This is a genomic window from Peribacillus sp. NJ11, assembly GCF_030348405.1.
Classification (GTDB): Bacteria; Bacillota; Bacilli; order Bacillales; family DSM-1321; genus Peribacillus.
In genome coordinates this window covers 3,001,807-3,014,888 of the sequence record NZ_JAUCFO010000001.1, presented here as the reverse complement: position 1 = coordinate 3,014,888, position 13,082 = coordinate 3,001,807, and the positions used below count along the sequence as shown (strand labels likewise).

The 13,082-nt window shown below is 39.8% G+C and carries 16 protein-coding genes; 3 read left to right on the top strand and 13 right to left on the bottom strand.

Translation table 11 applies throughout. The features are described 5' to 3' along the window. Positions 1-16 precede the first annotated feature (16 nt). From comGG to QUF86_RS14865, 8 genes are all read right to left on the bottom strand, one after another. Positions 17-403 carry a competence type IV pilus minor pilin ComGG gene (comGG, locus tag QUF86_RS14900; protein ID WP_289315682.1) on the bottom strand — a complete coding sequence of 129 codons (387 nt, stop codon included), beginning with the start codon at positions 401-403 and terminating at the stop codon, positions 17-19. Next, positions 396-875, bottom strand: a complete 480-nt coding sequence (gene comGF, locus QUF86_RS14895; RefSeq protein ID WP_289334753.1) for a competence type IV pilus minor pilin ComGF — start codon at positions 873-875, stop codon at positions 396-398. Before comGF ends, comGG begins: the two co-directional genes overlap by 8 nt. Then, positions 823-1,161 (bottom strand): hypothetical protein, encoded by a 339-nt coding sequence (locus tag QUF86_RS14890; protein WP_289325722.1) that lies wholly within the window; start codon positions 1,159-1,161, stop codon positions 823-825. Before QUF86_RS14890 ends, comGF begins: the two co-directional genes overlap by 53 nt. Then, complete coding sequence (gene comGD / locus QUF86_RS14885) at positions 1,148-1,606, bottom strand: competence type IV pilus minor pilin ComGD (RefSeq protein ID WP_289315679.1); 459 nt, start codon at positions 1,604-1,606, stop codon at positions 1,148-1,150. Before comGD ends, QUF86_RS14890 begins: the two co-directional genes overlap by 14 nt. Then, complete coding sequence (comGC, locus tag QUF86_RS14880) at positions 1,599-1,907, bottom strand: competence type IV pilus major pilin ComGC (RefSeq protein WP_289336234.1); 309 nt, start codon at positions 1,905-1,907, stop codon at positions 1,599-1,601. The genes comGD and comGC overlap by 8 nt, the downstream gene beginning before the upstream one ends. An 89-nt stretch (positions 1,908-1,996) precedes the next feature. After that, the gene (gene comGB / locus QUF86_RS14875; RefSeq protein WP_289334751.1) at positions 1,997-3,049 is read right to left on the bottom strand and encodes a competence type IV pilus assembly protein ComGB; all 1,053 of its coding nucleotides are present in this window, start codon (positions 3,047-3,049) and stop codon (positions 1,997-1,999) included. Then, positions 3,015-4,091, bottom strand: a complete 1,077-nt coding sequence (gene comGA / locus QUF86_RS14870) for a competence type IV pilus ATPase ComGA (RefSeq protein WP_289336233.1) — start codon at positions 4,089-4,091, stop codon at positions 3,015-3,017. Before comGA ends, comGB begins: the two co-directional genes overlap by 35 nt. 106 nt (positions 4,092-4,197) lie before the next feature. Beyond that, complete coding sequence (locus QUF86_RS14865; RefSeq protein ID WP_289315677.1) at positions 4,198-4,578, bottom strand: Spx/MgsR family RNA polymerase-binding regulatory protein; 381 nt, start codon at positions 4,576-4,578, stop codon at positions 4,198-4,200. A gap of 214 nt (positions 4,579-4,792) precedes the next feature. Here QUF86_RS14865 and QUF86_RS14860 point away from each other — a divergent pair, with 214 nt between their 5' ends. Both QUF86_RS14860 and QUF86_RS14855 read left to right on the top strand, forming a co-directional pair. Then, on the top strand, positions 4,793-5,494 hold the full coding sequence (locus QUF86_RS14860; protein ID WP_289334749.1) for a helix-turn-helix transcriptional regulator: 702 nt from the start codon (positions 4,793-4,795) through the stop codon (positions 5,492-5,494). Positions 5,495-5,579: 85 nt separating this feature from the next. After that, a complete protein-coding gene (locus QUF86_RS14855; RefSeq protein WP_289315675.1) occupies positions 5,580-5,822 on the top strand; it encodes a DUF2626 domain-containing protein in 243 nt (80 codons plus the stop codon). Positions 5,823-5,877: 55 nt separating this feature from the next. On the opposite strand, the gene QUF86_RS14850 is transcribed toward QUF86_RS14855, so the two are convergent. Further along, on the bottom strand, positions 5,878-6,975 hold the full coding sequence (locus QUF86_RS14850; protein WP_289334748.1) for a class I SAM-dependent methyltransferase: 1,098 nt from the start codon (positions 6,973-6,975) through the stop codon (positions 5,878-5,880). Between the two features lie 451 nt (positions 6,976-7,426). Then, positions 7,427-8,053 (bottom strand): MBL fold metallo-hydrolase, encoded by a 627-nt coding sequence (locus QUF86_RS14845; protein WP_289315673.1) that lies wholly within the window; start codon positions 8,051-8,053, stop codon positions 7,427-7,429. Between the two features lie 233 nt (positions 8,054-8,286). Between QUF86_RS14845 and QUF86_RS14840 the strand changes: the two genes are divergently transcribed. Beyond that, entirely contained in the window at positions 8,287-8,460 is a 174-nt protein-coding gene (locus tag QUF86_RS14840; protein ID WP_289315672.1) for a DUF2759 domain-containing protein, read from the top strand. 41 nt (positions 8,461-8,501) lie between these two features. Here the strand turns inward: QUF86_RS14840 and QUF86_RS14835 are convergent, their stop codons facing one another. From QUF86_RS14835 to QUF86_RS14825, 3 genes are all read right to left on the bottom strand, one after another. After that, positions 8,502-9,491: a YqgU-like beta propeller domain-containing protein gene (locus QUF86_RS14835; protein ID WP_289334746.1), complete on the bottom strand. Its 990-nt coding sequence runs from the start codon at positions 9,489-9,491 to the stop codon at positions 8,502-8,504. 356 nt (positions 9,492-9,847) lie between these two features. After that, entirely contained in the window at positions 9,848-11,014 is a 1,167-nt protein-coding gene (locus QUF86_RS14830) for a M14 family metallopeptidase (protein ID WP_289334744.1), read from the bottom strand. 153 nt (positions 11,015-11,167) lie between these two features. Then, positions 11,168-13,021, bottom strand: a complete 1,854-nt coding sequence (locus tag QUF86_RS14825; protein WP_289334743.1) for an LTA synthase family protein — start codon at positions 13,019-13,021, stop codon at positions 11,168-11,170. Positions 13,022-13,082: the final 61 nt, after the last annotated feature.

Genomic DNA, 13,082 nt, shown 5'->3' with positions numbered 1-13,082 from the left:
CTGTGTATTTTACGTATTACACAGCCTGCTTTTCTATCCATTGTATCACTCGCCCCGCTTCTGTATCGTATTGAATGATGACCCTACCCCTTCGGTCATTTTTAGTCGTCGATGAAAATTCTATATAGACGTAAGGACCGTCTTCCTCCATTAAGGAATATCGCACCGTACCATTGGGGTATAAAATTTCCCCCTGGATGATTTCCGGGACCTCTTCCCCCCACTCTGACGTCACATCCTTAACGGCAAGGTGGACAAGATGATCGGCCACAAGCGATTCTTCCACTTCTTTATAAAACATTTTATCGATGATAAACTGATCGATCATTAATATCGTGAACATGATGAAAACACTCGCTACAATCATGACCATCGGGAAAACGACTCCTTTTTGATTATTCATCGACTTTCGTCACATGTCTTAAGAAAGGATGAAATCTTCGACTGAAAGTAGTCCCTGCTTTATCCGTTATATTTAGAACAATGACACTTCCATCCTTCTCAACCTGGAATTCCGAAATGTTCTGCAAGATGACCTCATGCCCCTTACCATTCACTCTCCTTCGGACCTTATCTTCATATTGTTCAATGGATGATAATTGTTCACCTGAAAGCAAATATAATTTATTTCCCATTACATCCTGAACTTTGGAACTCCGGACCTCCTGCTTCATTTGCATGGTAAAGACCTCCCACTCTTTAGGATGCAATTTATCAATGGATCTCATCTGGGTGTGAATGATTGAAAAAAGCTGTAGGACAAAAAGGGACGTCGTCATTAAGATCATTAAAGAAAAAAGCAATTCTATCATCGTAAAACCATCATCTTTTCGCAGCATCACAAATGGTTTCAAATTTACCCGATTCATTTTCATAACGTACACACCCTTCAATCATCCCCGGGAAATCCCCATGATCCTTCCAAATCAATTCATAGGATTTTTTTTTGTTGATGATTTCCTGTCCAATTGCTTGTATCTCCCCATCCATGAAAGCCGTCAATCTTTCATATAATAAATGGTGGGCTTCTGTCCTGATGACGATATCTTTCCGATGCGTGATTAACTCGTCAATAATCGGTAAAATGGAAAGGATCAAGAAAATACAAACGGAAAATGCGGCCATCAGCTCAAGGTAGACGTAACCTTTACAATTTCTCAATCCTGAACCTCCCTTTACCTATATTGAGGACCAATTTATACTGTCCTTTTGAAGTGTCAATGATCATCGTTCCTGCTTTTGAAGCATTTCCAAACTGATTAAAATGAAAGCTGAACCCTAATGTGCCATTTAAAAACTGTATATCCTTTGGTATGCTTCTCTCTAGAACGATTCCCTCCTTATAAGACAAAATGGTATAAACCTTTTTGTTATTATCAATCTGGAGGTAAATCAGGCTCTCATGACTGATGGCATACTGCTGTGCATGGAAAAGATCTTCATGGAACCGGGAAATGAATAGCCTATTTTCCATTCCTTTAGTGAAGCTTGGATATAAATTTGGACTGATGGAAATCAGGAGTACAAAAATAACGAGGACTATAAGGGTTTCAGACAGGGTATACCCGCCATTGGAGCGCCGTGCATTCACTTTTCTCCTACTCAACGACCGTTATCTTTCCTTTGCTATCCAAACTAATATCATCCCCATTAGGACAGGATGTCTGTTTGAGATAGCCTTGGCTTTCCAATTCACTGATACTTACGGGCAGTTTAGCATTGTCGATCTCATATGCCTGAACCTGTGCTTGAGCCATTTTCACGAATGCTTCACACCCTTTAGACTGGATTGTCGATTGGTTCTTTGTGATATTGGGTATTGTAATAATCAAAAGAATGGATATTACAAGTAAAACAATGAGCATCTCAATTAGTGTAAAACCTCGTTCATTCATCACTTTCTTCATCATATCATCCTGCTCCTGAAACCATCTGAATACCAGATGGATTAGATGGTTTCAGAGCAATTTCACCTCCAGAATGCAAAAATCAAATTCTATATACCTTCGAGCAGAGAGAACATCGGCAGCAAAACCGCTAAATAAATGGACACGATCACAATACCTATCAGTAAAAACATAAGGGGCTGAATGATTTTCAAGACTGCATTCATTCTCTCTTCAATTTTCTCCAGTAAAAAACGACTGTAATGAAGTAGCTCCGCATCAAGTCTGCCATATCTTTGACCATTTGCAACGACCACCGGTAAATTCCCATCAAAATAGGGGAGTTCACGAAAGATCATTTCAAGCGATCTGCCCTCGATAAGGTCATCCTTAATGATCGAGCATAGTTTTTGGTAAAAAGGCTGCTGCTGATTTATAGAGAATAATTTGATGCTGTCGTTAATCGATAACCCTCCGGAAAGTAAGCCACTGAATTGGCTTGCAAAAAAATAAGTTTCGTATAACTTGATGAAGGTTCCTAATATCGGAATTCCCATCAAAATCCTCCGCTGCCGTAATGGGCATAATCCGTTAAACCAAAATCGTTTGAGTACAAACAAGAATAGGAGCGATACGAGAAAAATGAAGGGGAGAGCCGGAAGAATGAATGTAGAAGCTGACAGTAATTTCAAGATTGTATTCTGTTCAACATCCATCGTGAAATAGATGGTCTGGAATTTAGGAAGGAGAACACTCTGAAGAATGTAAAAAACGATGCTTACAAAAAAGATTAAGAATACGGGATACACCATTAACTTTTTTACTTTATCCATATCCTCCGTTCTTTTCTTCCAATATCGCCCTCCCTCTTTCAATGCCCGATCCAGGTCGCCGTATTGCTCTCCATAAAATATATAACTTACAAGCTGCGGATGAAAATTAAGATGGGTAAGCACTTGATGCAACGGGTAACCGTTCCTTAATTCCTTTATGGCCAGAGTGAAGTCTTCCGCTTTATTCTTTGATTCCTGAAATTCGAGAAAATGTAAAGCTTCCGCCAAGGGATAACCATGATGTAATAATTCACCTAGCTTCGAAATAAAGACCGCCTGTTCTTTTAACTTCCATTTAGTTTTTAGCTTCATGGTATACAAGCCGTTCATATTCCTGCGAATCCACATAGCCCATCGCAACAGCTTTTCCTATTTCATCCTTCAATAGGCGGTAGCTGGCCGTTGCCTTTCCTTTTTCATCCCCCATCATCCGGAGAACCTCGGCCAGGCTTTTTCCATAAAGCAATTCATACACACTTGCCCTTTTATTCCTGGCAGTCATTTGGCAAGCAAAAGCACAGTCCCCATTACATGGAAGACACCTCAATTCAACCAGCCGCTGTGCTGTCACGCCAATCAAACTCTGTTCAATCTCAAGCAAGCTGACACCAAATTCAAGTAACCTGGAGATAGCACCCTGTGCATCCCTTGTATGCATGGTTGTAAGTATCAAATGGCCGGTTAGAGCTGCACGCACAGCGATTTTGGCCGTTTCGGCATCCCTGACTTCCCCTACCATGATCACGTCGGGATCATGCCTTAGCACAGCTTTAAGACCGACAGAATAAGTAATGCCCGCCTTTTCATTGATTTGGACTTGCAGTACCTTTTCAGATACATTTTCAATGGGATCTTCAAGCGTTATGATATTTCGATTGATCATCTCATGGGCATGATGAAGCAGGGAATATAGTGTCGTGGTTTTCCCACTGCCGGTCGGACCGGTAAATATGAGCATGCCATGGGAATGCTTCAAAAGTGCAATCAATTTTTGAACGGTGTTTGGAAATAAGGATAACTGTTCTAGAGGAAGGATATTCTGTTGGGGTATTAAGCGGATGACCAAACTTTCGAGATAGGAAGTGGGTAGAGTGGAAAGGCGGAGTCCAACCACTTGATTAGCCAAATTGATGGTGATGGCACCACTCTGGGGTCTCCTTTTCTCCCCTATGTCCATTGCGGCAAGGAACTTCAAATGGGCTATCAGCCTTTCAGCTTCAAAGAATGATAATGTTTCCTGGGGAACGAGTTTATTGTCTATCCTGAATTGGATGAGAGGCCCCTCCCTGCGAAAAAAAATGTGGATATCCGATGCTGATAACTTTATGGCACGGGTAAGTATTTTTTCTGCGGTCTTTTCAATCGATATCAATTCATTCATCACCTCCTATGTTTCTTGTTGTATGAATTCGACAATCCACGACAAATTCCTGCTTATGAATAAAAAAAATCCCCGAAAGGAAACTTCGAGAATCGACTTACATGCTCATTTTCAAATTAATCCTGTGTGATACCAAATTTCTTAATGCGTCCTCATTATGACCAATCACCAGTTTTTCCCCGTTGATAAGGATGGGCCTTCTTAATAACTTCGGTTCTTTTGTTAATAATTGGATGACATCAGAAAGCATCATTTCGTCAATATTAATATGTAAGCCTTTGTAAGCTTCACTTCTGGTTGCCAAGACTTCATCAAGTCCTTCCGTTGTCAATTCAAGAATTCTTTTTAACTCTGCTACTGTTGGAGTTTCCCTGAATAAATGTCGCTCATCGAAGGAAACATGATTGGCCTTTAACCATTTTTTTGTTTTTCGGCAAGATGTACAACTTGGGTACGAAAAGAATGTTAACTGTTGCATACTTATCACTCCCCGTTCACATTTTGTATATATAATCACCCATATAATGATTGTATAACATTTGTACAATTTTTGTATATTATTTTACCTTATAAAACCGTTTGAATTGTGAACTTTTTTTAAACTAAGGGGAGTTTGCCATTTCTATTATTCCATTTTTTTCTTCCTGCATTATAATGAACATAGTTAAACTATGGAACATGAGGAGGGTAAAATGGAACAAACGTTAAGAATAACAAACGTGTTAGCAGATCCCACCAGATATTATATATATCAACATATAGTGAAAAGCCATGGAGATGTATCGGTTCAGCAAATCGCCGATTCTTTTAAAATCCATCCCAATGTGGCCCGTCTACATTTGTCAAAACTGGAAGATATCGATATGTTGACCTCTGATGCCCGTAAAACTGGGAAAGGCGGTCGCCCTAGCAGACTTTATCGATTGTCTGATAAAGTCATTCAGCTTAATTTTCCATATAGGAACTACCAGCTCCTTTCAAAGATTGCAATCCAGACGATTATGACATTAGGGGAACCAGGAAAACAGGCTCTTTATGAAACGGGAAAAGTATTCGGAGAGGAATTGATCAATCAGCAACTATCCATGAACTCAACACCGATCGATCAAATCGCTTTTGCGGAAAAAGTCAACATGCTTAAAAATGCGGCTACCATTGCAGGCTTGTCGCCTGAAATACAAGCTAGCGAAGAAGAAAATAAAATCTACTTCAGTATCTACAATTGCCCGTTTAAGGAAGTTACTGAATTAGAACCAGGAGCGATCTGTTCCATGCACAATTCATTTTTAAAAGGTATGTTCGAAGCCTTGTTTGAAAATGTACATATTGTGGAATTAGAAAATATGATGTCTAATTGCGCAACATGCTCTTATCAGGCTTCGGTTCTCACATAGAAACAAAAGGCATCCTTTACATTACCTTACAATCTCATTTATAATTATTTAGAATGTACACGACTAGACATAAGGAGGGATTCGGATGGAACGCATGTTCAGAGTATGTGGATTTTGGACAGGAATTATGGCAATTTTCTTTTATCTTGGCCATATGCATCAAACGTCATTACTTTTCTTTGCACAAACCGGCTTTTTCGTACTTTTAAGTTATTTGAAATTATCTGAGCGCATGTATATTTATGTTTTCGGCGCCTATCTTACCGTTTTCTTTGTAGGATTTTCCTACTGGAGCGTATTTATGATGACTCCGGGTACTGCGCATTAAGAACAAGCAATATTACATAACCCATGAATTTTAATTCATGGGTTTTTACTTGTCCTCATTCAGGGAGGATCTTTGCATCTTCAGCTAAATTCTTCGATTGAAGCAACACTCTGAAATGTTCACTAAATCCCCCTGGAACGATTAGCCCCCGAATTGCACGATTACGCTTTGCCGTTTTGGAGAATGGATCCGTTCCTTGGTGGTCCTTCAATTCCTCAAGTATCCCAGCTTTAATCAGGAATTCATTTTGAAGAAAAAGCCTCTGATTGGAAAAACCCTTTCTTTTTCCGATTTCGATTAATGTGTCAAAATGGATATGTGTCGTCAAATCCATATCACCAGGATACATAAGTGGATCTTTGATCATTTCATGCTGATAATAGCCCCTCAAGCTCCCTTGAAGGTGGGTTGGCTCCTTCCATTCCCGTTCGGTATAACCATAATCAATTGTAAGGAGCATGCCCGAATCGATATGGGAAATGATATTCTCATATTCCTGGACCATTTTAAGCGGAACTTCGTATCGTTGTCTTTCATTTAATGTGATGTTTCGTTCTGTAAGGTAAGATAGAATGCCAGGGTTGACCAAAGGTTCCCTCACTTCTACCAAATCGCCTTCCTTTTCAGCAACGAATACCTCTACAAGCGCTCCCTTATACTTTTCAATGACATGTACAGGCAACGCGTCGAAAAGTTCATTTGAAAAGACGATTCCATTTACTTTCGTCCATTTTTCTAAACTGGCAACAGAAACTGCCTGTTTGAACATCCCTACACGTTCTTGCTGGATCTTTCTATGATACGGACTGCCATCGACCAGAATATAAGTCAGGGAGTCCCATATAAGCGGTTCCATTTCTTTTATGAAAACGAGGATGTCATAAGCCAGCTTACCATCCCCAGCACCGACTTCGATGATTCTTGGTGAAACTCCGCACATTTTTATTAAATAAACGAACCATCTGGCAAGTGACCTCCCAAATGCATCCCCTACATTACCAGACGTATAAAAATCCCCTCTTGAGCCAATCTTTTCTTTTTCGCGCACATAGTAGCCTATATTAGGTGTATATAAAACAGCATCCATATAGTCATGATAGGAAATTCTCCTTTGGGGGCTGCTTGCAATCAATTCCTTCAAGTGATTTTTCAACACAATGCCTCCGTCTCCACGCTCTTTCATCAATTGGAAAATTAAACCTTCCTTTATCTTTAATAAAAATAGGTTCTATTTCATGAATAAGTTTTTTTATCGACCAACATGCAAAAAACTGTATTTTAAAGTTCACAGAATGTTCACTTTTTTGACACAGTTCATAAAAGATGCACCTTGATAACTTTAATCGAAAAAAAGGAATGTTCTCCCTAAAACCAACATTAAAATAAGCATCTTATTTCAGAGCAGGAATCAGGAAAGTCATCCACTCCCAGGAAGTCCCGTAAATTTCTTGGGCCTCCCTTTTCATCCCCTCCATTCCCCGATCACGGTGAGAGACAAAACATTTTTTATATTCAGTATAGTTCGGGAGATGACCGATTTCAATATTTTTACATTACAAAGAACGTAAAATAAAACAGGTGCCATATGGCACCTGCAATAGTCATTATCTTAAAAAGGGATTGGTATTCTTTTCATCTAAAATGGTCGTGACTGGCCCATGACCTGGAAAAACGATAGCATCATCAGAAAGTGTCAGCAGCTTCGTTTCAATGCTTTTTAACAGCACTGCTTCGCTTCCGCCTATTAAATCGGTTCTGCCAACGCTTCCCTGGAACAATACGTCCCCTGAAAATAGAAGACGTTCCTCCTTCACATAATACGACACGCTCCCTGGTGAGTGTCCAGGGGTTTCGAATACTTCGAAAGTGAATCCTCCAATAGTAAGTTCTTGCTCATTTGCGAGGATGTGATCGGCTGGCTTCATGCGCATTGGATTTTCAGGGAACCACTTTTGGGAACCATTCAATGCGGGATCAAGTAGCCACTTGGCCTCTTTTTCGTGAATATATGCAGGTATCTCATAATAATCGCGAATAGCATCAAGAGCACCGATATGGTCAAAATGTGCATGTGTCAATAAAATCGCCAATGGCTTCAATTTTTTTGTCTGTATGTACTGTATGATTTTTTGAGGCTCTTCACCCGGATCGAAAATGACGCAATCCTGTCCATCGGAAACTACATAACAATTCGTTTGCAGCGGGCCTAGAGGTATTTGTGTCCATTTCATTTTCATCAACTCCTATATGATTTTCTATCTTCATCTTACACCAATTAAAGCTGCTAATGTTAATTCAGTTTACTCAAGTCATATAAGTGTCACCTTTTAAACCTCGACAAATAATTGAAAAAATATTAAGATATTAACAAATGCAATCTTTTCTACATATTTTTGGTAGTTGCTTTATTCTCTGGGTATATTATTAGAGATTAGGTATTCATTACAAAAAAGGGGGTTTTGATATGATATTAATGGTTGTTTTCGGACTTGTGGCCATCTTAGGAGTTGCAGCTGTGTTTACCTCATTAAAAAAGAGAAACTTCTTAGGATTCCTTTTTGCAGCCGGCAGTGCAGTCGTGTTTGGCTGGTTCACTGTCATGACTGTCATCAACAGTGGTTTTCCTGTTGCCCATTAAAGAAAAAAGCTCGCCATCCGGCGAGCTTTTGTTTTAGGTCATTATGTTTGTTTGAACAATCTTTGTATTTGATGGGTTTTCATATCAATGATTTTCTCAAATTGATATCCATATAAGCAGAGGTTGCCATCAAGCGAACAGCTTAATGGTTCATTTTCCATGTCCTTCATCAATTCTTCTTGTGTGCCTTTTTCCCAATTTAATTTAGTTAAGGTAAACCTTCCCTTATATTGGTCCGCATCTTTTGATTCATTAGGAATAAACGTTATGAATTCCTTGTTTTTTTCAATGAAATCATAGGATGGAATCACCCAATCTGAAAAGCTTTTCAATAGTGGCACGGAAAAAGAGTGGATCGGTTTGTTTGTTCGATCATAAAATGCATATGTACCCCGATCTTGTTTTTCTGTCTCCACTTGAATTGTCATCAGCGCTTGTTTCATTTTTTTAAAGTGAATGACATCGAGCATAAGGCTTTCCGCTCCAGCATCATTCAGCGCTTTTCTTTCTAGGGGAGCCGTCAAAGCAGGTTCTTGCTTATCCCAATCGAGAAACATCAATTCTTTTTCACTTGCCCATTGAGCAAAGGGCTGTGGAAAGTCCAGTGTTTCCATTGTTTGATCACCTGGATTCAATACATAACTGCTGTATGTCCAATCTTCATAAAAACTCGATAAAAACAACATGCCATCTTGATATGAATTCCACTCATAAGCTAATTCATAGGCTGGGATCGCCACGGAATACAGTGGATTTCCCGTTTTATCGAGTATTGTGATTGATGCTTTACCCGAAGAGGTGAAGGACGATAACAAAATATGCGTACCAGACGGACTGATGGATACTTCAGAAAACGCAAAAGCCGGCTGATAGAAAACGGAAGTGTCATTCGTTTCCAAATTCCATGACATCAACTGGGATAATTCATGACCATCCCGCTTCACAGAATATAAAATGGTTTTAGAATCCAGCCATCCAAAAATGGCTTCGATTTTTTCCGTTTCTGCAGTCGGGACCTTTAATTTGCTCACTGAAGTTTCCTTGGTAGATTGGGAGTGTTCTTTTTCCGAATCATTTACGGGTTTACTAAGGTCCTTGGAAGGCTCACAAGCCGAGATAAGAAGGATAGTGGAGATAAATAATGGGATGAAACACAACATCTTACAAATGGAAAGCCGCATACAAAGTGCTGCTTTGGATACTTTAATCTCCACACACCTCCCACTTCATAACTAAAAACGCCTGGCATATGTGAGCGAGACATTAGAAAGAGAGTAAGGATTAACCAATCGAACCCTTACGACTTTCATTATAAAGTAAAAAAGAGAAAATGTGGCGAATAATTACCTTATATTTTTTTGGAAGTATATTCCTCGGATTAATGGCATCACATATACAAGCCAGCCATCAAAATCTTAACGGAATCTTCATATATACCAGGCAAATGGGATAGGGGAAGTGGATTGATGCCCTTTCCCAGCTCAATTGTGAATCCGCAGCGTTTGAATTCCTGAATGAACCAATCTTTATACCCAGCATGGCTGTCAACATATTGTACAGCCTGATATCCGCTCCGTTTCTCAAACTCCCTCGCAACATTCGCAGCCTGTTCAGGTTCATGTCCTTCATATCCCCAATAAAATTCTTTTCCTTGTGTGTGAAGTGCTAACACTCTTTCAAAATTCCGTCTTTTTGCCAGCTCCTTCATGGCCAATGCTTCTGGTTCCGATAATGCGGTCTCGCCTGGAAAATCCCTCGGGGCAGGGGCTTTTGGAATCTTTCTTTGCTTTTCAATCTCCCAATTGGCCGGATATTGATTATTCAGGTCGACACCGCGGATATTGGCTTTCCAAGCATAAAAGGCAGGATTTCCATTATTCATTTTCAAAACATCGACTTTCCCCTCTGCCGCCTCCTCCCCCTTTAGGACTAGCTCTACTCCATCCGGATTAACCATTGGAACCATCGAAATTGTAGTATCCCTATAGAAGGGCATACAATCCATACCGCATAATGTACGATCATTCGTTACTGCCAGCAGAAAATCATTCAGCCACTTCATCAAGACCGCCGAAGTGATCCATTCATTTGCATGGAATGAACCGTTATAATGTATGATTTTTTCACCTTGACCGATTCTTACCTCAAGGAGGTCTTTTCCCAATACACTCTTTCCGATCGATTCAACTTTAATAAAGGGGTAATGAAAAGATAGAATATCAAGATCGTTAAGAAGTGATTGATAATCATAGGGTTTTTCGGTGACAAGCATGGGATTCATAATTTGGACGGGTACGGAAATCGTTTTTTGTTCTACTTGATTCAATAATAATATCCCATCGATGGGCAGGTGATATAGTAAAGCGATTTCGGCAAAATCGATATCTAACCGGGACTCTTCCTGAACAATGTACCCCGGTATCTGTACTTCCATGCCATTTGGCAAAACCCCGTCAGTAATACCGGGATTTGCATCCTCAATCAAAACTCGGGGAATTTGGAACATTTGGCTGTAATATGCCAAATTATCCCCGTTTCTGCTCACGACTTTCATTCAGCCTCCGCCCCTTTCATTGTTTAATCTTTATGAAACGAAAGGTAGAAAGATGTTCAGGAAGTCTCCATGTTTCATAATTGATTCTAGGTTCTCCTTTTATGGACCTGAATCTCCTTACAAAAACAAAAAAACCTGGATTGCTCCAGGTTTTCAACGTCGCTCATAAAATCGGAGCAAATCCCCGTATATGATTTTGTCGGAGTAATCAAGCTCCTGCTTCGCCTTTTCCAAGTACTTCTCACATGGATCCTTTTCCGTCGCCGCTCCGGTCTTTTTATCATAACAGGTATCCATCGTATAGAGATAATCCTTCGTGATGAAACTGCTATCACGAAGAACGGTGAATTCTATTTTCTCTTCAGAAAATAGATCTTTGCCGAATTCGATATAATCATCATTTTCAATCCCCAATAAATGAAGGAGAGTCGGCCTTACATCAATCTGACCGGAAACGGTGGAAACCGTTTTACCCTTCTGCCCTGGGACATGTATGATGAGCGGGACACGCTGAAGCTGGATGGATTCGAAAGGCGTGATTTCCTTCCCAAGGAACTGGCCCATGGCAGAGTTGTGATTTTCCGAAATGCCATAATGATCGCCATATAATACAATAATGGAATCGTCATATAACCCCTCACGTTTCAAATCACCGATAAATCGTTCCAATGCTTCGTCAGTATAGCGCACGGTCGGAAAATACTGATTCAATGTTTTGGAACTCGAATCGTAAGGTTCCAATGTCCGGTCTTCTTCATTCAAAGTGAATGGGAAATGATTGGTTAACGTTATGAACTTGGCATAAAAAGGCTCCGGCATCCCCTTCAGGTGGGCAATTGATTGCCGGAAGAACGATTTATCATTCAAACCCCAATTGACGGAATTCTTTTCAGAGACTTTGTATTCATCACTATCATAAAACTGCTGATACCCAAGAGAATCGTACATTATGTCACGATTCCAAAAACTTTTATTATTGGCATGCAAGGAAGCCGTATAGTAACCTTTTTCCGTTAAGATTTCAGGGGTGGCTCTGTATTCATTTTGGGCATGAGTGAAAAATACTGCACCTCTGCCTAAAGGATAGAGGGAATTCTCAATAATGAATTCTGAATCGGATGTTTTCCCCTGGCCAGTTTGGTGATAAAAGTTATTGAAATAATAGCTATCTTTAATGAATTCGTTCAGAAAAGGAGTGATTTCTTCACCGTTCACAGTTTTATTGATGACAAAGCTTTGAGTCGATTCCAATGAAACAAGAATCACATTTTTTCCTTTTGCCAGACCATATAGATCATCATTAACCGCTTTTTGATTGGCACGGACATAATTTTCAATTTCCGACAATTCACTGCCATCCGCAAGGGCACGTTGGGCCGATGATTTCGTCTGTAATATTGCATCATAGAGGTGATAATGGTACGTACCAATATTCTTGACGAGGATTTCACGGTCAAACGTTCGCGTCAGGAGTTCAGGACGCTCAGCTTCCGCTAAAGCTAAATTAAAGAAGGTCACTCCTAAAGCCATTAACACAAAGAATTTACGGTCCTGAGGATTGTATGAACGGTCATGGAATGATTCCGGTTTGTATTTCACCAGAAGCATCAGGAACAGAATATCGGCAAAATACAAAAGGTCACTCGGATTGATCAATTCATGTACACTGCTTCCAAGGTCGTTCATATTGCTCGTTTGAAAAAGAACGGGAATCGTTAAAAAGTCATTAAAAAAGCGAAAAAACACAAGGTTGGCAAAGAGGACGAAGGTGATGAAAAAACTCATGATCAATAAGTATGCCGTCCGTTTATTTTCTTTTAAAAATATATACACGCCAAGAGTAAGTAAAAGGAAACTGACCGGATTGATGAAAAGGATGAATTCCTGGATCCAATTTTCAATATCCATCTCAAAACTTGTTTTATAAGCAATGTATGTCTTAAGCCAAAGTGATATTAATACGACCCAAAACAATGAATATCCCTGTTTTTTGAAGACCCTTTTCAATCCTGGTCCCTCCTCATCGAAGAAGCGATGGAGCTATGATCCAGAGCGCTTCAAACTTGGG

What these genes read in the sequence shown, in the direction of transcription:
- QUF86_RS14830 (WP_289334744.1), bottom strand. Translation starts at nt 11,014, where the DNA reads ATGAAAGTCGTGAGCAGAAACGGGGATAATTTGGCATATTACAGCCAA.
- QUF86_RS14855 (WP_289315675.1), top strand. Translation starts at nt 5,580, where the DNA reads ATGGAACGCATGTTCAGAGTATGTGGATTTTGGACAGGAATTATGGCA.
- comGB (WP_289334751.1), bottom strand. Translation starts at nt 3,049, where the DNA reads ATGAACGGCTTGTATACCATGAAGCTAAAAACTAAATGGAAGTTAAAA.
- QUF86_RS14860 (WP_289334749.1), top strand. Translation starts at nt 4,793, where the DNA reads ATGGAACAAACGTTAAGAATAACAAACGTGTTAGCAGATCCCACCAGA.
- comGC (WP_289336234.1), bottom strand. Translation starts at nt 1,907, where the DNA reads ATGAAGAAAGTGATGAATGAACGAGGTTTTACACTAATTGAGATGCTC.
- QUF86_RS14865 (WP_289315677.1), bottom strand. Translation starts at nt 4,578, where the DNA reads ATGCAACAGTTAACATTCTTTTCGTACCCAAGTTGTACATCTTGCCGA.
- comGF (WP_289334753.1), bottom strand. Translation starts at nt 875, where the DNA reads ATGAAAATGAATCGGGTAAATTTGAAACCATTTGTGATGCTGCGAAAA.
- QUF86_RS14840 (WP_289315672.1), top strand. Translation starts at nt 8,287, where the DNA reads ATGATATTAATGGTTGTTTTCGGACTTGTGGCCATCTTAGGAGTTGCA.
- comGG (WP_289315682.1), bottom strand. Translation starts at nt 403, where the DNA reads ATGAATAATCAAAAAGGAGTCGTTTTCCCGATGGTCATGATTGTAGCG.
- QUF86_RS14845 (WP_289315673.1), bottom strand. Translation starts at nt 8,053, where the DNA reads ATGAAATGGACACAAATACCTCTAGGCCCGCTGCAAACGAATTGTTAT.